Raw genomic sequence first — 20,104 nt, forward strand, 5'->3', positions numbered from 1 at the left:
GATCCTTTCACTCTTGAAACCAAGATATAATTAATTGTATGCAAAATTGGGCGAAAAGGAAAGAGACTTTATATTATTGAACAGATTCAGCTTACATATTCCATTCAATTCAAGAAAAGTGCTTACTCATTTGATCTAAAAATCCAATTGCAATACTCAGCATATAAGAAGAGTTCGTTTATTCTTCAACTTCTTTTATATGTTTAGTTTTTTCTTGTTCTACTTTTTTCTTCTTTCGTACACTTGTGAGATAGCCACTAAGAGCTAATAAGACAAGAACACTCCAGAAAATACTTTTCCATAAGACTGAATGTGGGAACTGTTCCGCTAGTATACCCACTTTGGGGTGTGCGAATGTCATCACAGTAAGTTTGATGCCCACCCAACCAACAATTAAAAATGCTGCTGTTTCAAGTGATGGATATTGTTGCAATAGACGTACAAACCACTGTGCCGCAAATCGCATAATAATTAAGCCAATAATACCACCTAAGAACATAACCAGAAATTGTCCAGCATTTATTCCACCAATGTGAAAACTTCCCAATTCAGGTAAAGTGACAGCAAGTGCAACTGCTGCAAGCATAGAATCTATTGCAAAAGCTAAATCAGCTAATTCCACTTTTACAACAGTAGCCCAGAAGCCTGATGCTTTTTTTTCTTTTGGTTGATGTTCTCCCCAATTATGTTTACGCATGTCATAAATATGTTTACAACAAATAAACAGAAGATATGCCGCTCCTATTCCTTGTACCCACCACCAGTTAACTAAAAATGTAATTAAGAATAACGCAGCAAAACGTAATACAAATGCACCTAACAATCCATAAAATAATGCTTTTTTTTGTTGCATTAATGGCAAATGTTTGACCATAACAGCCATAACAACTGCATTATCTGCAGCCAATAATCCTTCTAATACAACCAATACTAACAAAACCCATCCATATTCCAATAATATTGTTTCCATCCAAATTCCTCCTTTTTGACAAAAAATAAAAGACCCCTGCCTAAAAAGGCAAAGGTCTCGCTTAGCAATTGAATAAAAGTAAAATTTGCTCTCATACCCGATGGCCATGAAGCCATGTAATGACGAGTACAAGGTAGGTTTCCCTATAGCTACTCCCCTTTGACAATAATGTCAAAAGTTATTTAATTTTTGTATAAACATAGTATAAAGAATAACCACCTAAAAGTAAACGGGAATATTTAATTATTTTATTTCTATCTGATATCGCAAATTATTTTTATGTTCTTCGTAATATTGAACCATTACAGGTATTGTCTTTATAAAATCTGCACATTCAATTCCAGAATCCCTTAATAAGGATGTTGCAATAGTTGTATCAAAGCTTGCATTCCAAGTTAAATAATCAAGTGCCTCGTATTCAACACCAAGTTTTTTACGAATAGCATGGATTCCTAATGACGCTTGAGCTACATTTAGCGGTATATGACCTTTTGGTGTTTTTCCGGTTATTTCTTTGACAAATGCACGATACACTTCTTGAACTGGATGAGGACACGGATCTGTTAAGTGAACAGTAGCACCGTTTGCTTCCTCTTTTTGGCTCAAATACACAGAAGCCTGACAAATATAATCTACAGGTACTACATTAATTTTAGAAGTAGAATGACCAATGTAGGGGATTAACGGTAATTTTTTTAAACGCTCAATCATATTTAGTAAAAAATACGGTCCGTCAAATTTTATCGTTTCGCCCGTTTTAGAATCTCCTCGAACGATACCTGGTCGAATAATTGTTACAGGTATATGATCTTTTAGTGTCTCAACTAATAACTCTGCCTCAAACTTTGTTTCCTCATAAAAATTTTTGAATCCTTCAGGACGAATAAGTTCTGTCTCTAGTAAATTTCCTATACGAGTTCCCGCTACATATGCGGTACTAAAATACATATAACGTTTTAGATGAGGTAATTCTTCTACAAAGAGGTTCATCATTTCTGTGCCATGTACATTAACTTTCCAAGCAATAGGTCTTGGTACTGCTAAATCATAAATAGCAGCCAGATGCCAAACAACTTCAACTTGTTCTTGGAGCATGATCATGGTTTCATCACTTAAATCTAATTGTGGCAAAGTAATGTCACCTTCGATTAACACAATTTCCTTATCTGGAAATTGAGACAATATAGATTTTTTCTCTTGCTCTGCCTTATCAAATTGAGTTGCTAATACAATGGCGTAAATCCTTTTATATTGATTTTTTTCAAATGCTTCAAGAATAATCCTACTAGCTATAAACCCTGGAAATCCGGTAAAAAAGGCTACTGTCATTGATTTTCCCTCTTTCTAATTTATAAGAATGTAAAATTAATTACTAATTTAGGATTATATTATCAAGATATCTTCATCCGTTATATTAGATCCGATACATATTTACAAAAATTTAACATTCTCTTAACTTACTATAATCATCTAATATAAATAGGAAATAAATAGAAACTATTTATTCTATAATCATAATTATTATTCAGAATTTTTACAAACATTTTGTTGTATGAATTTATTTCATAGACGATCGACATTCCACTTTCGTTGATCAATATTATTTTTCATAAAAGAAAAAACTGTAGACAATTCTACAGTCTTTGATGATTTATAAAGTTGTGCATTTTGCAAAACTATAATGTAGTTTGCAGCACGTTTCTTAGAGCAAGCTATATAATCGAATATCTGGATTTTTGTCATTAAACCAACGCATTGCAAACTCATTTTCGAATAAGAATACAAGGTTATTAAAACGGTCATGCACCAACGTACTACGTGGACCAGACATTGACTCTTTAACATCTTCTTCATTTTCTATCCAGCGTGCCATTTTACTACCGATTGGTTCCATACGAACTTCAACATTGTATTCATTTTTCATACGATTTTCAAATACTTCAAATTGAAGTTGACCAACCGCACCAAGAATAATATCTTCAGTGTGTAATGTTTTATAGTATTGAATGGCCCCTTCTTGTACAAGTTGTTCGATACCTTTATGGAAATGTTTTGATTTCATAACGTTTTTAGCAGTTACACGTACAAAAAGTTCTGGCGTGAACTGTGGTAATTTTTCGAATTGGAATGTCTTTTTACCACCAACAATGGTGTCACCAATTTGATAGTTACCTGTATCATATAAACCGATAATATCTCCAGCAACTGCTTCATCTACTGTTTCACGATCATCTGCTAAGAATTGGGTAGATTGTGTGACTTTAAAGGATTTATTTGTACGTGTTAAAGTAACATTCATCCCACGTTCAAACTTTCCTGATACGATACGAACGAAAGCAATTCTATCACGGTGAGCTGGATTCATATTTGCTTGAATTTTGAATACAAAACCAGAGAATTCGTTATCTAAAGGTTCTACCAATGTTTCATCTGCTGTTAAGCGAGGTTGTGGTGTAGGAGCAAAATTTAAATAGGTTTCTAAAAATGTTTGTACACCAAAGTTTGTTAAGGCAGATCCAAAGAATACTGGTGTTAATGCACCTTTTTTAATACGTTCTTCTGAGAATTCGTTTCCAGCTTCATCTAAAAGCATGATATCATCCATTGCTTGTGTATAGTATGACGTTTTTTTCATTTCGTGATCAACTGCAAGTTCACCATTCTCATCGAGTGGTAGGAAACGATCTTCTTCATCCGTACGGAATTGTTCAATACGACGATTATAACGGTCATAAATACCCAGGAATTCTTTCCCCATACCAATTGGCCAATTCATCGCATATGCTTGGATTCCTAATACCTCTTCTAACTCTTCCATCAATTCAAGTGGTTCTTTCCCTTGACGGTCTAATTTGTTAATGAAAGTAAAGATTGGAATACCACGCATACTACATACTTTAAATAATTTTAATGTTTGTGCTTCAATCCCCTTGGCAGCATCGATAATCATAACAGCACTATCTACTGCCATTAATGTACGATAGGTATCTTCAGAGAAATCTTGGTGTCCAGGTGTGTCCAAAATATTGACACGACAACCATTATAGTCAAATTGCATAACAGAGGATGTAACGGAAATCCCACGTTGCTTTTCAATTTCCATCCAGTCAGATGTTGCAAATTTACCTGATTTTTTTGCTTTAACAGTACCTGCATCACGAATGGCACCACCAAAGTATAATAATTTTTCGGTCATTGTCGTTTTACCAGCATCCGGGTGGGAAATGATGGCGAAAGTACGACGTGTTAATATATCTTGTTCAAGCTTAGAACTCATTTCTATTTCTCCTTATATTCATTTTATCTGTTTATAAAAATATCCAAATGAAGACAATATTTTCTACACTGGGTATCACGTTCCTCATCTATTTTAATTACTTTTATCTATATTTTGAACAATAATTTTTTCTTCAAAACTTAACCTTTCAATTATAACAAAAAAAGTGAGGGTATTAATACCCCCACTTATTTTGAATATCTTATTTTTTTACAATTAGTTTTTGACCTACATAGATTAAATCTGATTTTAAGTTATTCCATTTCTTTAAACTTGCTACTGAGACACCGTAAACTTTTCCTATAACCGATAACGAATCACCACTTTGAACGGAATATTTCTTAGTTCCTGTTGATTTAGTTATACTATTTAAAGAAATTACCGTATTTCTCATTTTTTGAATTTTTATTTTTTGATCAACATAAATTTTATCTGATTTTAAACCATTCCATTTTTTTAAGTCTGCTATCGAAACATTGTACACTTTCGCAATAACAGACAATGAGTCCCCACTTTGAACCTTGTAAGTTATTGTAGAATTGGAGATCCTAGCATCCTTTATTTTACTTTTGGTTGATGAACTTGTGGTTGTGGTAGTTTTTTTGGTGATTGTAGGCTTACTTACTTTTATTATTTGACCTACATAGATCAAATCTGATTTTAAACTATTCCACTTCTTCAAATTCGTTACGGTTGTTTTATACTTTTTGGCAATTTTAGATAATGAATCGCCTTTTACTACTTGGTATGTTTTTATCGTTGTCGTTTTACTTCCACTGTATGATGTATTGGTGTTTTTTGCCGTTTGCGTTGTTGTAGGCTTACTTATTTTTAATTTTTGGCCTACATAGATCAAATCTGATTTTAAGTTATTCCACTTTTTCAAATTCGTTACGGTTGTTTTGTACTTTTGGGCGATTTTAGACAAGGAGTCCCCTTTTACTACTTGATACGTTTTAGTTGTACTAGTAGTTTCAGTGTTTTTATTTGTGCTATTAGATGTTAACACAATCTCTTTTTTAAATAGTATCTTTTGCCCAACGTATATTAGATCAGATGTTAAATGGTTCAATGCCTTTAAATTTGATACAGTAGTATTCAATTTAAAGGCAATTTTAGATAATGTATCTCCAGAAACAACTGTATAAGTAGTTTTAGGGGAACTATTCGAGCTTGTTGATGATTGATCTGAAACTGACGAATTTTCACTTGATGTACTATTTTCAGCATTAACCGCATCGTATTTTGTTAAATTATAGGTTTCGATTAAATTATTTAACTTTGTTGCATAAAGAGTATCCGTAGCATATGTACCTGCTAATGCAGCCGTTGCATCTCGATAAGATCTTGTATTAACAACCCAAACATTTTTGTAAAAAGTGGAGTTCCAAGAAAGACCATTTTTTATAAGGTTTACATAATCCTGTAATGATTCTTGATAGGATGGATACTTTCTAAACTTAGCATTTATTTGTGTGTAATGCCCTTTACCATCGTCTTCTAAAGTAGGCATCAAAACATATTTGCCGTTATATGCCCCCTTCATACCAAACAGATTATAATTGGGTGCTGATGCTAAGCCACTTGTCCCATAAGCACTTTCCAGAGTAGCTTGTGCAATCATTACTGATGCATACAATCCATTTTGATAGGCTAGATTACGAGCAAACGGGGCTATTCCATTGATAAAAGCACTAACAGAAAAAGTCCCTGCACTAGTAGCAACTTTGGCTAAGACCTTAACATTTTGCTGAGGTACAGTAACCTCCTTTTCTTCAACATTTTCCTTATATACGGATGTTGGTTGAAGAGTAGGTTGATTAATAGTTGCTTGTTCTATATCTTCATGTTTTTCGGTTACACTCGAAGAAGCATTGGATTGAACTGAATTTTCTACTTTTGAATCAATTTTAGTAGTGGGTGTTGTTTTCTTTGCATCCAATGTATTCTCTTTAGTTTTAGAATCTTGCTTTCCAACTTGTAATTCTGGAGATTCTGTAGTGGGATTAATATTTGATTCTTCCTGTTCAAGATTTGTCATCTCTTTTTTACCAATATCTTCCTTTTCAGCCGCTAAGGAAATAGTAGGAATAGCAGTAGTTGTAATTACAGCTGATAAACCTGCGATTAATAGTTTATTGGCTTTAGTTCTCTTTTCTACATTCAAACCACTAGAATCACTATTTACTAATAGTTTCATTTTTCTCCCTTCTTTTTTCCTATGATACTAGTATGATACCATTTATCCATAAACTATTAATCTGTATCCCCCAAAAAACACAAAAAAATACTACAAATGTAAAACAGTCGTAACATTTGTAGTATTTGAAATGAATTACTTATTAGTCATATCGAACTTTCTCTTAGCTGCTTCTAATGCAATATCACCATCACTATGCGGGTATTTAGTATTACCTATAATTTGATAATCTTCATGACCTTTACCAGCAAAAATGATCATATCACCAGGTTCAGCAATTTCCACTGCATAGCGTACTGCTTCTGCACGATCCCCAATACATTTATAACGGTCATGTTGCATCCCTTTTTCTAAGTCATTCATAATACTTTCATACTCTTCATAACGGGGATCATCGGTTGTTAAAATAACATAATCAGCACGCGAAGCTTCTTTCGCCATATCCGGGCGTTTTGATTTGTCACGATTACCACCTGTTCCAATTAAGAAGATCATTTTGTTTTTCTTATATGGCATGGCAGCCGTAATAGCCTTTTCAATTGCATCAGGTGTATGTGCATAATCGACAAAAATATTAATTGGAAGATCTTTCGTCGAAACTTGTTGCATGCGTCCTTTTACAGGACCCATTGCTTCTAATTGTTCGATAATATCTTTTATAGGATATCCTTTACAGTAAAGTGCAGCAGTTGCAGCTAACGCATTATAAACATTAAATTCGCCTAGTAAGTGTAATTGTACTGGGAATGTACCATCTGGTGTTACCATATCAAAATAGGTCATATGGTCATGATACTGACAATTAATTCCTCTAAACATTGCATCTTCATTTTTTAAACCATATGTCCATATTGGGAAAGGTGTTAGACCTGCATATTTTTCTGACCAAGGATCATCAGCATTTAATACAGCATGTTTATCTTTTTCAAGATCTTGTCCTAGTTGAGAGAACAGCAAACCTTTTGCATTCCCATAATTCTCCATCGTTCCATGAAAATCTAAATGATCATGGGTTAGATTCGTAAAGATTGCAACATCAAAATCGACTCCTGCTACTCTTCCCAGTACAAGACCATGAGAAGACACTTCCATCACCATTCCACGGCAACCTTCCGCTCTTGCACGGAAAATCATTTGTTGGGTTGATAATGCATCACTTGTTGTGTTCCCAGAAGCGTATAAAATACCATTTAAGTTAAAACCAATGGTACCCTTCATCGCTGAACGAACTCCTAATCCAAGTAAGATATTTTCGATCATTGTGGCTACACTTGTTTTTCCATTTGTTCCAGTTACACCAAACATCGTAATATCTTTTGATGGGTAATCAAAAAATTTAGCTGCCAGTAGACCAAGTGCTCTGTTTGTATCTTTTACAATTACTTGAGCAATATGATCTTCTAAATCTAATTGACGTTCTGTTACAACAATAATTGCACCGTTATCAACAGCCTTTTGTGCATAGTCATGTCCATCAACTGTATAACCTTTAATGCAGACAAAGATACTTTTAGGTTGGACACTGCGTGAATCAATCGCAATGTCTTTAATATTTTCAGGTAATGTACCGATAATTTTTTTTATAGGTAAACATTGTAGTAATTGTGTTGCTTGCATAATAATTGTTCCTCCTATTTTTCATCAATCATAGATGATGTAACATACGCAAGCAGTAATGCAGCTGTATTGCGTAGTGAATCGACATGAGTTCTTTCATAAGCATGAGAAGACTCAATTCCAGCACCAAATAAAGCATGACGAACATCATATCCTGCTCGAATAGCTGCTGATGCGTCGGAGCCATAATATGGGTAGATATCTAATCTATAATCTATATCACTAGCTTTTGCGAGTGATACTAATTGATGCGTTAATTCATAGTGATACGGACCACTTGAATCTTTTGCACAAATCGAAACCGTATATTCATCTGAAGCCTGTCCATCCCCAATTGCTCCCATGTCAACAGCGATATATTCCACTACTTCCGTAGGAATACTTGCATTACCACCATAACCAATTTCCTCATTATTTGAGATATAAAAATGTGTAGTATATGGCAATTCAATTTTTTCAGTTGTTATCGTTTTTAGCAGTTGAAGCAATAAAGCGGTACTTGCTTTGTCATCAAGATGTCGAGATTTTACAAATCCCGTTTCTGTTACTTCAAATCGTGGATCAAATGAAACGAAATCACCTACTTCAATACCAATTGCTCGAGTATCATCAGCATTGAAGACTTTTTCATCTACACGCACTTCAATATGTTCATCATTACGGGGTAACTCTCCTGCTCCTTTATACACATGTACAGAAGTTTCATGCATTAAAATTGTTCCTCGAACTTTCTTGCCCGAAGCAGTATGAATGATACAATATTCTCCTTCTACTGCATTCCAGTTAAAACCACCAATCATTGATAATCTTAATCGACCATTAGGTTTAATCTCTTTAACAATTGCTCCAAGAGTATCCACATGTGCTGTGAGTAAACGATGTCGTTTATTGTTTTTTCCTGAGATTGTTACGATTAATGCACCTTTGTTGGTTTGTTTAAATTGTACACCTATTTCTTCTAATAATCCTGAGATAAATTTCGTAATATCCATTGTATAACCTGAAGGACTCGCTATATTTGCTAATTTCCCTAGTAATTCAACTGTTTCTTTTTCATTGAAATGATCTTTCATCACAAAGCCTCCCACTTATTACTTTTCATAATATCAAAATATGACATTTTACGACAACGCTAAATCATGTATGATGGTATTAATAACATTCTTTCGAGGTGTCTTTATGCAGCACTCAACTGTTTTACAAAAAAGGAATCAATTCGTATTATTTATCCTAACAGCAACAATTTTGATCTATACACTGGTTACCTTACTAGGATTACTTAATAATGAAATGCCTTTACTTATTATAGCTATTTTTTATTGTCTATTTATCTATATCCTATCATGGTTAAAAGTAGACGGGCGACTAATATGTATCCTTCTAACCGCTGGTTTAAATGGTGTTGCGCTAGCGATTAACTTACAATCTAATTATACTCACCATCTTATATATCTTATTCTACTACTTTTTATTCTAGCTTTATATCAATCATTTTGGTTAAATTTTTCAATGATGTTGGTTACGATGTTGGAGTTTTATTTATTATTAAAATACCATTTTGACCAATTTTCACATTATTATAATCGATCCGACATCACTATTTTCTTTCTTGTTATTTGTTTTTTTGCAGTGATTGGTATTATCCAAAGTATTTATATGAATTACAGTTGGAGAAAAGTGGAGCAAGAAGCGAATAATAAAGAACAAGCGTTATTATCGAAAGAAGGTTATCTTAAATTATTCTTTGAAAATGCCAAGGATAGTATAGCTGTATTCGATTTAAATAATAATGTTATTGCGGTCAATCCTGCATTCGTAAAACTTTATGGTTGGTCTAAAGAAGAATGTATTGGCAAACCAATTCCTTTGGTACCTCCTGAAAATATGGATCAAGCTAATGACCGAATTCGTAGGCTACTAGAAGGCGAAAGTTTTGACCTTCTCGAAACAAAAGATATGAAAAAAGATGGCACATTTTTTGATGCAGAAATTACACTTTCTCCAATTATGGACTCACTAGGAAATATTATTGCAACATCTGTCATTACCCGTGATATTTCATATAAAAAAGAAGCTGAACAAATTCGAATCCAATCAGAGAAATTAAAAATGGCTGGCGAAATTGCAGCTGGAGTTGCACATGAAATAAAAAATCCTTTAACTGTGATCTCAGGATTTGTACAAATGATGAAAGATAATTACAATTCACCATATAGTTATTATACAAATTTAATCGATTCTGAGATTGATCGAATTAATCTTATCATTAGTGAATTTCTAGTATTATCTAAACCAAATTCTATTAACCCAATAGATTTTAAGATTGATCAAGTCATATGTGATATTTTGACATTATATAAACCTGAACTAAAAGCTAGAAACATTTCTCTATCAGAAAAATGGAATGCCAAAGATATTATCATTACTGGGGATGCCAATCAAATTAAACAAGTTTTTATCAATCTTATCAAAAATGCAGTAGAAGCTATTGAAAAAGACGGTAATATTACGCTTACCGTCGGAAAAACTTCTGAACATTTTTGTTCTATCAAAATTGAAGATACTGGCCTTGGAATGAAAAAGGAAGTAATTGATCATATTTTTGAACCATTCTACACGACTAAATCTGATGGAACAGGATTAGGAATGATGATTACTGAGAAAATTATTCAAGAGCACTGTGGCCATATTGAAATTGATAGTACGTATGGCGAAGGCACAGAAATTACAATTTTTCTCCCATTATCCGTTAAATAAAGTGAAACTTCCATCGTGTGGTTCATCCTACTGATTAGTAATTGAACGAATCAGCCTTTTATGGGTAGATTTCACACGCCATTTCTTTTGAGCTTTCCTTATTCTAGAAGTGGGCCCATTGCATGATAAAAAAAGGATTGTCCATCACTCATCTTCGGATGAGTGATGGGACAATCCTTTTCATTTGCTTCACAAGTTGTGAGCGTCTATTGGTATTACCACATGACAAGATGACTTAGCTTGTCCAATAAAGCTGATCGAGCACCTTATGCTTTTATCGTAGAATTGTTTTTACTAATTTCACTTTTTGTTTATATGGTGGAAATAGTAAGTTATTAGCTAATTTCGTGGATTTTTTTAATATTGATTTTGGATGAGTAAAACATTCAAAGCTTGCTTTTCCATGGTAATTATGTACTCCTGAAGTACCTACACCTCCGAATGGGAGATGGATGTTTGCAACATGAGTAATGGTATCATTTATACATCCTCCACCAAATGGTAACTCATCTAAGAAAAAATGGATTGCTTTTTCTGTTTCAGAGAAAAAATATGCAGCAAGTGGTTTTGGTTTTTGTCGAATTTGATGAATGACTTGGCGTAAATCATCATAAACTAGTATTGGCATAATTGGACCGAAAATTTCGTCTTCCATAATGGGACTACTCCAAGTAATATCTTGTAAAATAGTTGGTTCAATATATAAGTCAGCACGATCTGTTTGACCACCAAATAGTATATGATCTTGCTCTTTGTCTAACAAATCTGTTAAGCGATCAAACTGTTTGGTATTTATGATTCGGCCAAAATCAGCGCTTTCTTGTGCATTTTTGCCATAGAATTTTTGCAACGTCTTCTTTAAATGTCTGATAAACGACACTTTTACAGACTCATGGACAAGCACATAATCAGGTGCTACGCATGTTTGACCAGCATTTGTAAATTTGCCCCAAGCAAGTCGTTTTACAGCTACTTCTATATTTGCAGTTTGATCAACAATTGCAGGGCTTTTTCCGCCAAGTTCCAATGTATAAGGTGTTAATCGTTCAGCACAGGCTTTTGCCACAATTTTCCCTACAGCTACACTCCCAGTAAAGAAAATATAGTCAAATGAAGCATGAATAAGTGCTGTAGTTTCTTCAACTTCACCTTCTACAACGCGAATATATCTTTCCTCAAATGTTTCTCGAATAATTTTCTTTAGTATTTCTGCTGTATGAGGTGCTGATTCAGAAGGCTTGACAATTGCAGTATTCCCACCAATAATAGCCCCAATTAATGGCTCCATCACAAGTTGAAATGGATAATTATAAGGTCCAATTATTAATGTTACACCATAAGGTTCCCTTACAACAAAGCTCTTAGCAGGTTGTAAATGAAGTGGTGTGGGAACTGCAACTGGATGCATCCAATCCTCTAAATATTTTTGTATATGGCTAATGCTTTCTAAAACCAATCCTACTTCTGTAGAATAGGCTTCAAACTCATTCTTATGCAGATCTTCATACAAAGCCTGCATAATTTCCTTTTCATAATGACTGATAGAACCCTTCAGTTTTCTTAACTGTTCTTTTCGAAATTCAATCTTCTTGGTAGCGCCTGAAAAAAAATAATTACGCTGCTCAGCTATCATAAACTCTACATCTTGTGCAGTAAAATTCGCCATAAATATCCTCCTTTAACGTATAAAAAAGGTGTAGTCACCCATACTATTTTCAGCTACATAGCATGTTGATTTGCCAGCACGTACTGTCTTTTTCAAATTGTACCATTTGTGAATTTTGAATTCTACTCGCGAAGGGAGAAACGACGATGTTAAAAACAGAAACTTGGTGGGAATCACTATTTTCAGGAGATTTGTCTATTGGTATCTCATTGGAGCGTCAACATGAATTAGATAATGAAGAATTCTTGTATTTAAAAAATTTAAATGAAGAAAATTTTAAAGAGGGACCCTCAACATAAAGTGGAACTTCCTAGTAGGGTTTTCTTTATCCCCATGGCTGGTTAATTGAACGAATCGTACTTTTACAGGCAGGTATCCCCAACGTATTCTCTCTGCTTATTTCTCAATCTTCAGGTTGGATCTTATACCTGTTAATCAGGACAACAATTGTTTCTACATTTCCATCTTTTTATTTTCGGGTATGTATACGGTAAATGCCCGTATACATACTTTTTTATTCATCAAGAAAGGTGGAACATCAATGAGTAACATTTGGAGAATTTATCTAAACGATTTAAAAAGTATCCGAACAAATTGGGTATCAGCTATCATAATATCTGGTCTTATCATATTGCCATCCCTTTACGCATGGTTGAATATTGCTGCTTCCTGGAATCCCTATGGACATACAAATCAAATTCCAGTTGGAATTGTCAACGAAGATACTGGAGCAACCGTACAAGGAAAGACGTTTAATGCAGGTAACGAACTAATTAGCCAATTACAAAATAATCATGACATGGATTGGCAATTTACCAATCGTCAAAAAGCAATCGAACAGTTAAATAATGGTGACTATTTTTCTGTCATCATTATCCCTAATAATTTCTCGCATGATTTAGCTTCTGTAGTAAATTATAATCCTCATAAAGCCCAACTTGAGTATTATGTAAATGAAAAGATTAATTCAATCGCACCTAAAATTACTAGCAAGGGTGCTAGTGTACTTGTTGAATCAATGAGTAGCCAATTTATCGGGACAGTTAATGAAATCATTTTTGATATGTTTAATCGCATTGGTATCGAAATGAAGAGGGATTTACCCGATATTGAAAAATTCAGGGATGTTGTTTTTGCACTTGAAAATGATTTGCCAACGATATATAAAAAATTAGAAACTGCTCAGCAGAATATAAATGATGCTAGTCAAATTATTTATTTTGCAAAAAAGGAAATTCCTAAAACTAAGTCTTTAACCTCACAAGGACTAACTACTGTCAATGATACACTTAGTTTCATCAATCAAGCCGAGACGCAACTAAACACAATTAGTCCTCAAGTCAAAAAAGATATGCAAACCGTACAGGAAATTGCAACAAATGCTAACAAATTTCTAACCCAGTTAAATCAGGAAAATATTAGTTTTACAGAAATTAAAGCTGTGAAAAAAAACTTGGATACACAAGTTTCAGATGCAATTGATAAAGTCTCTTCACTCAACCAGCTACTACTTTCACTTAAACAATACAATCTAGAAAATAATATTGCTACAAATACAAATACTTTAGATCAAGCATTATCTCAAACAGAAGAAACTAGAAATTTATTAAACGACGCACAAACAACTGCACGTAAAATAGATGCAAATTTTAGAAATAAAGAACAAGAAATTATCAATACGATGAATCAATTACAACAAATCGCTTCACGTACATCTACTGGATTAGATCGTTTTATGCAAGAATATACGACAACTATAGAACCGACAATCTATGAACAAGTCAATCGCGCAAAACAAACATTACTTAGTGCAAAAGGAGTTCTTACAGACTTACAGGGAACATTACCTAAGGTAGAAAACCTCCTCAATAATACAGATGGATTTATTAGTGATACACAAAAAGGCTTAAGAACTTTTATTGGTGAATATCCATATATTTATGACAGAGTACACAGATTAGCTAATAAAATTCGTATTTTCGAAAAAGAGACAAATTTAAATAATATTATTCAATTATTAATCAATAATCCGCTTGCTGAAAAATCATTCTTTGAAGAACCCATTAAGATGAATGAACATCGCGTTTTCCCCATAGAGAACTATGGTACTGGTATGACACCATTTTATTCAGTATTAGCTATATGGGTTGGCTGTCTTTTGTTAATTTCACTTTTATCTGTTGATACAAAGCAAGAAGATCATTTTGAGATTCGGGAAGTATATTTTGGAAAACTGCTTACTTTTTGGACTATAGGGATTATACAAACGATTATTATTGTTTTAGGTGATATTTTTATTTTAAAAGTATCTGCATATGATCCGATTTGGTTTATTGTATTTGGTTTATTTATAAGCCTTGTCTTTATGTCAATTGTCTATACACTTGTTTCAGTATTTGGAGATGTAGGAAAGGCCTTAGCAATTATTTTGCTTGTTCTACAACTTGCTGGGTCAGGTGGAACATACCCAGTAGTTCTTTTACCTAAGTTTTTTCAATTCATAAATCCATTTCTTCCATTTACTTATGCTATTTCATTAGCCAGAGAAGCTATTGGGGGTATTATTTGGTCAAAGGTTACACATGATTTAATTTTTTTATTTTTAGTATTGATTGTCGTCTTATTATTCGGAAGTATTTTCAAAAAACAATTACGCAAATTAACACAAAAAATGTTACGAAAATCAAGAGAATCTGGCCTTTTTCATTAGGTTTTATTAAAAGAAACCTGATGTAGCGTTAAGATCATGTAATACCTTATTAAATTATCTTAGTAAAAATCTTGTCTTTTTCAAAATTTCTAGTATAATATTATCTTAGGTGCCAAACCTATGTGATCGTTACTTGTAATGATCACAAAAAAGTATTCCTTTACGGCACGGATTGCCGGGAATACTTTTTCTTATGAGCAGGCAGATGAGCGCCTGCTTTTTTTATTCAAAAGGCAGATCCAAAAGGCAGATTTATTAGATTTTGTAGACTCTCTCCTAAACAAGTAACACCCCAAACTTTCTAACAAAATACTTTTCCTATATAACAACTGTTCATTCGATACATATTACCTTTTATATATTTTAACGTTGATATTATGAATTTTTTCGTGACCAAAAGGCGGCAGATTATATAAAGCTGCCTCTAGAACAAAGCATAATGATCAGAGCATTTTCTAAAAAAGCCAAACAAAAAACTGCCTACAGCTAAAGGTTATAGCTGTAAGACAGTTATTGAAAGTTAATTAGAAAATCATATTTAAAAAGAAGTAACAAATTGCAGCTAAAACTGCTGCTGTTGGCATGGTAATAATCCAAGTCAAGACAATTTTACGTGCCACGCCCCATTTAACACCTTTTACTCGTTGCGCAGAACCTACCCCCATAATAGCAGAAGAAATAACATGTGTAGTACTTACAGGTAAATGAATTAAAGTTGCTCCAAAAATGACAGATGCTGAAGCTAAATCTGCTGCTGCGCCATTTATAGGTCGTAATTTCATAATTTTACCACCAACTGTTTTGATGATTTTATAACCACCAATTGAAGTACCTAGCCCCATTGCAGTAGCTGCTGCGATTCGAACCCAACTTTGAATATCATCCCCTGTTTGCCATCCAGCTGCTATGAGAGCCATTGTCATAATTCCCATAGCCTTTTGCGCATCATTCGTACCATGAGTAAAGGATTGGATTGCTGCGGTACAAATTTGTAGTAAGCGAATTCCTTTATTCGTTTTATAGAGATTCGCTTTTCTAAATAGCACTTTAAATAAAGACATCATCAGGAAACCTGCTACAATTGCGATGAATGGTGATAATAATAGAGCTTCTAGAATTTTAATAAATCCACTATAATTTAATATTCCGAATCCTGCAGCTGCAATAGCTGAACCTGCGATAGCTCCAATGATCGCATGTGAAGAACTAGATGGAATACCGTAATACCAAGTGATTAAATTCCAGATAATTGCTGCTATTAATCCCGCTAAAATGACAACAGAGCCATTGGATAAAGCAAATGGATCGACAATATCTTTTGTAATAGCTTTTGCTACACCGGTAAAAGTAATTGCTCCTATAAAGTTCATCGTTGCTGCTAGAATAACAGCAGCTTTTGGTGGAAGTGCTCTTGTTGAAACGGAAGTTGCAATAGCATTAGCTGTATCGTGAAAACCATTGATAAAGTCAAAAGTCAAAGCGAAAATTACGACTAAAACGGTCAGTACAATTATTGAATCCATTCGTTACCATTCGCTCCTTATGCATTACGCATAATAATTGTTTCCATCGTGTTCGCCACGTTTTGACAATCATCAGCTATATCTTCTAGTTGTTCGTAAATATCTTTCAATTGAATAATACGAATTGGATCTTTTTCGTGTAAGAATAATTGTTTAATAGAAGTTCGCAAAACTTCATCACATTTACTCTCATAATCTTTTATTAAAATAGCATTTTCACGCATGCTAGTTAAATTCTTATTTTGTAATTTATCCATTGCCTTAACGATTTCATCTGTACTTTTAACAATATAACTGATGAAAGTATTCATTGATTCATCCACATTTGTAAGTGAGAACATATCAAAATGAGCAATACATTCTTCCATACCATCAAGAACATCATCCATACTATTTGCTAAAGCAAGGATATCTTCTCTTTCAATAGGGGTCATAAATGATTTGTTTAGCATGACGATTAGTTCATGAATCAGCGTATCTCCTTCTGTTTCATATTTCTTCATGCGAATACTAATTTCTCGTAGATCCTCTAAATTTTGAATACGAAAATCATTTGCATAGTGCAGTGCTTCTTTAACGTTGACTGAGATTTTTGCTAATACTTCAAAAAATGGATCTGCTTTTTTTCGACTAAACATAAATTCCTCCTGAAAAAGTTAGTGTCAAAACTTGTTGTTTTGAACGCAAAAATAGCTTAACAATAAATTAATAAATTTTCTCGAAAATTTACACTAATTAACGTAACATTTACAATCTTGTAATATAAGCGTTCACAAAATCGAAAAAATTCTTTAATTCATTTAGTAAAAATATAATATTTCTAGAATAAAATCAACTAAAAAAGAATATATTAGCGAAAAATAGGTATTGTTATCTCTGAATTTAAAACAACTTCATACGTTTCACACATATGTCAATATAATTTTTTTAGTTTCAAAATGTAAAAATTAACTGAAATATATAATCTTTAAAGAAATCTACTTTGCTCAATTGAAGTGACACGTAGATTAAAGTCAAGACCGTTGAAAAAGATGGCTATAGCAGAACATCCAAACTTGAATATAAGACTAAAAAATAGATATATTAAAGTAATTTTCGTCAATCAAAATTTAGATTCAAAAAAAGACACGTAAAATTTTACGTGTCTCTCCTTATTTAGGTAAATGTTTAATTTGATTATATTTATCTAACCACCATTTTCCATGATGGTTTGTAATTATACTTACTCCACCATTGGATAGCTGAGCACTTTGGGGGAAAATTTCGGCATTTTCTACCATTGTAAAAAGTGTATGAATAACAGCACCATGTGTCACTAATATTACATTTCCATCAGGATATTGAGTTTTGATTTTTTTCAAACCAATTGATATTCTATTTTTTAATTGCTCAATAGTTTCCTGATTCGGATAATCCTTATTCGGATACATTTGTACTCTTTCTTCATATGTCATTCCCTCTGCTACACCAAAAGTCCGTTCAGCGAACTCTGTTAAAGGTATAAGGGATAATTTCAAAGATTCATTCATAAGTGTTGCTGTAAGCATTGCTCTTTGCAAAGTACTAGAAAATATTGCATCACAATTTAGATCTTTAAAATAATTGCTACATACAATCGCTTGTTGCTTTCCTCTATCATTTAAAGTTGTATCTGTACCACCTTGAAGTCTTCCTTCACAGTTCCAATCCGTTTCCCCATGACGTACAATATATATTTTTGTCATACACATACCCCATTTCTTCTATGAGTAACATCGTACCATAAAAACTAAGGTCACTATACGAAAATTGTTAGCTATTGATTCTAAAAAAACAATAACCAGTTTTTTCAGTGGCTTCCCATAATCAGGGATTTTTATTGAAATAGAGACTGCAAGAATATGTATCAATATTATAAAATCATAGTCCCCTAAGCTTTACATTAGCTTGCTTTTGTAAAGCCAGCTTTTTGTGCTTCTTCTTCTGTACAAAACATTTGCTCGGCTTTTACTGCATCATAATTATTCATACCAGGTAAGTGGTATAATTTTTTTCCTTTACTATTAATATTTCCTTTAATTTTACACATACCATTGTTAGAGCTTGTACTATTATTTTGCGATTGATTTGTTGTTTTTGTAGATAGACCTTTTGTTGAATCTTTTCCTGGACGCCAATCCTTCACGACTGATTTAACAAAACCACGATCTGTCACATATCCTTCATATTTCCAAATGTCTTTTTTCTCATTTTTAGCTTTTTCTTGAATCTTTTTAAACGTGTCCAAATACTTTGTATTAGGTTTGTAAATATAACCTACACGAACAAGTCCTTCTCGAATTAGTTGTTCTTGTACGCTTTTTCCATCTGCATAAACATATGCTAATAATCGTCCATACTTGTCTTCTTTATCACCAACATCAAATTCAAGCGCAACATCTTTTGCATTATTTAAAATTTCTCTGTTTCTGGTTTGTGCCTCACGCCCAAAAGGTTGCTCACCTAATTTTTTATGGTACATTTCAGGTGCATCTACTAATAAGTAACGTACTTTTTTTATTTCACCTTTGTATTTTACTTTGATCGTATCACCGTCCATTACACTAAGAACTTTAACAGAAACTCGATTGGCATTTTTGGTAGATTTAGACGATTGTCCAATCGTACAACCTGCTAAAGTTAAAAATACAAAACTACATAATAGTATTAGCCATATCTTCATAAATTTCACCACATTCTTTCACTGCTTGTTTCGTTATTGTATGAACAGCGCCAAACCATTGGCGCTGCTGTTATTCTCCTAAATGTGTTCTCTACCAACGATTGATTCACCTGCTTCTTCTAAATCTCGAATTCTATGAGCTAATCGAGAAGATGCAGATGCAGCAATACTTCCTACTAAATCATCTAAAAAAGTATGAACACCATGCCCACTCTTTGAATCAAGTTGTTGAATGATTCCAGTTTTCTTTTTATCTAAATGTCCATAAGTTGTAACAGCAATACTTCCATAAGTAAGAACAGACCCAATTGCAAGCGTCTCGTCTACGCCAAATAGACTTTCATCAGATTCAATTAACTGTTGCAATGGTTTGGATAACATCTTTTTCTCTGCCAGTTCATCTAATTCAATTCCTACAAGAAGGGCATGTTGAACTTCCCTTTTGTTTAATACACGTTCTACTGATACTATGCAATGATTTATCGTCAACCCATTATTGTATGGATACTGCATTTCATAGACAATTTCCGCAATATCATTGATTGTTACGCCACGACGTTCTAACGCTTCACGTGCTACTTTCGCCACAATATCTGAAGACACTTTAAGTTTTTCATTGTACATGAATAAACCTCATTTCTACTAAATAATTCAGTCTAACTACTATTATACCTTTACAAACT

The 20,104-nt window shown here is 33.3% G+C and carries 16 protein-coding genes; 3 read left to right on the forward strand and 13 right to left on the reverse strand.

The genetic code is table 11. The annotated features are described in order from the left end of the window. Window positions 1–178 precede the first annotated feature (178 nt). The 7 genes from CEF14_RS10670 to CEF14_RS10695 all read right to left on the reverse strand — a co-directional run bounded on the left by CEF14_RS10670 (window position 179) and on the right by CEF14_RS10695 (window position 9,137). A complete protein-coding gene (locus CEF14_RS10670; protein ID WP_102692847.1) occupies window positions 179–970 on the reverse strand; it encodes a TerC family protein in 792 nt (263 codons plus the stop codon). Window positions 971–1,213: 243 nt separating this feature from the next. After that, the gene (locus CEF14_RS10675; protein ID WP_102692848.1) at window positions 1,214–2,299 is read right to left on the reverse strand and encodes an SDR family oxidoreductase; all 1,086 of its coding nucleotides are present in this window, start codon (window positions 2,297–2,299) and stop codon (window positions 1,214–1,216) included. 234 nt (window positions 2,300–2,533) lie between these two features. Further along, entirely contained in the window at window positions 2,534–2,713 is a 180-nt protein-coding gene (locus tag CEF14_RS19040; RefSeq protein ID WP_170061387.1) for a hypothetical protein, read from the reverse strand. Next, a complete protein-coding gene (locus tag CEF14_RS10680; RefSeq protein ID WP_102692849.1) occupies window positions 2,673–4,247 on the reverse strand; it encodes a peptide chain release factor 3 in 1,575 nt (524 codons plus the stop codon). Before CEF14_RS10680 ends, CEF14_RS19040 begins: the two co-directional genes overlap by 41 nt. 202 nt (window positions 4,248–4,449) lie before the next feature. Next, window positions 4,450–6,447 (reverse strand): LysM peptidoglycan-binding domain-containing protein, encoded by a 1,998-nt coding sequence (locus tag CEF14_RS10685; RefSeq protein WP_102692850.1) that lies wholly within the window; start codon window positions 6,445–6,447, stop codon window positions 4,450–4,452. 135 nt (window positions 6,448–6,582) lie between these two features. After that, on the reverse strand, window positions 6,583–8,064 hold the full coding sequence (locus CEF14_RS10690; protein ID WP_102692851.1) for a UDP-N-acetylmuramoyl-L-alanyl-D-glutamate--2,6-diaminopimelate ligase: 1,482 nt from the start codon (window positions 8,062–8,064) through the stop codon (window positions 6,583–6,585). 14 nt (window positions 8,065–8,078) lie between these two features. Next, entirely contained in the window at window positions 8,079–9,137 is a 1,059-nt protein-coding gene (locus CEF14_RS10695) for a M42 family metallopeptidase (protein WP_102692852.1), read from the reverse strand. A 40-nt stretch (window positions 9,138–9,177) separates the two neighbouring features. Here CEF14_RS10695 and CEF14_RS10700 point away from each other — a divergent pair, with 40 nt between their 5' ends. Further along, complete coding sequence (locus tag CEF14_RS10700) at window positions 9,178–10,821, forward strand: two-component system sensor histidine kinase NtrB (protein WP_102692853.1); 1,644 nt, start codon at window positions 9,178–9,180, stop codon at window positions 10,819–10,821. 274 nt (window positions 10,822–11,095) lie between these two features. On the opposite strand, the gene CEF14_RS10705 is transcribed toward CEF14_RS10700, so the two are convergent. Then, window positions 11,096–12,487 carry an aldehyde dehydrogenase gene (locus CEF14_RS10705; protein WP_102692854.1) on the reverse strand — a complete coding sequence of 464 codons (1,392 nt, stop codon included), beginning with the start codon at window positions 12,485–12,487 and terminating at the stop codon, window positions 11,096–11,098. 146 nt (window positions 12,488–12,633) lie between these two features. Between CEF14_RS10705 and CEF14_RS19045 the strand changes: the two genes are divergently transcribed. Beyond that, a complete protein-coding gene (locus CEF14_RS19045; RefSeq protein ID WP_170061496.1) occupies window positions 12,634–12,786 on the forward strand; it encodes a hypothetical protein in 153 nt (50 codons plus the stop codon). Window positions 12,787–13,028: 242 nt separating this feature from the next. Continuing rightward, window positions 13,029–15,197 (forward strand): YhgE/Pip domain-containing protein, encoded by a 2,169-nt coding sequence (locus tag CEF14_RS10710; protein WP_102692855.1) that lies wholly within the window; start codon window positions 13,029–13,031, stop codon window positions 15,195–15,197. A gap of 524 nt (window positions 15,198–15,721) precedes the next feature. Here the strand turns inward: CEF14_RS10710 and CEF14_RS10715 are convergent. From CEF14_RS10715 to CEF14_RS10735, 5 genes are all read right to left on the reverse strand, one after another. Beyond that, window positions 15,722–16,720, reverse strand: coding sequence for an inorganic phosphate transporter (locus CEF14_RS10715; RefSeq protein WP_102692856.1), 999 nt, complete (start codon window positions 16,718–16,720; stop codon window positions 15,722–15,724). A 17-nt stretch (window positions 16,721–16,737) separates the two neighbouring features. Beyond that, complete coding sequence (locus CEF14_RS10720; RefSeq protein WP_102692857.1) at window positions 16,738–17,358, reverse strand: DUF47 domain-containing protein; 621 nt, start codon at window positions 17,356–17,358, stop codon at window positions 16,738–16,740. A gap of 513 nt (window positions 17,359–17,871) precedes the next feature. Beyond that, on the reverse strand, window positions 17,872–18,444 hold the full coding sequence (locus tag CEF14_RS10725; RefSeq protein ID WP_102692858.1) for a histidine phosphatase family protein: 573 nt from the start codon (window positions 18,442–18,444) through the stop codon (window positions 17,872–17,874). A 197-nt stretch (window positions 18,445–18,641) separates the two neighbouring features. Beyond that, window positions 18,642–19,421 carry a thermonuclease family protein gene (locus CEF14_RS10730; protein ID WP_102692859.1) on the reverse strand — a complete coding sequence of 260 codons (780 nt, stop codon included), beginning with the start codon at window positions 19,419–19,421 and terminating at the stop codon, window positions 18,642–18,644. 78 nt (window positions 19,422–19,499) lie between these two features. Continuing rightward, window positions 19,500–20,045 (reverse strand): phosphatidylglycerophosphatase A family protein, encoded by a 546-nt coding sequence (locus CEF14_RS10735; RefSeq protein WP_102692860.1) that lies wholly within the window; start codon window positions 20,043–20,045, stop codon window positions 19,500–19,502. Window positions 20,046–20,104 lie beyond the last annotated feature (59 nt).

It is taken from the genome of Rummeliibacillus pycnus (assembly GCF_002884495.1).
GTDB classification, from domain to species: Bacteria; Bacillota; Bacilli; order Bacillales_A; family Planococcaceae; genus Rummeliibacillus; species Rummeliibacillus pycnus.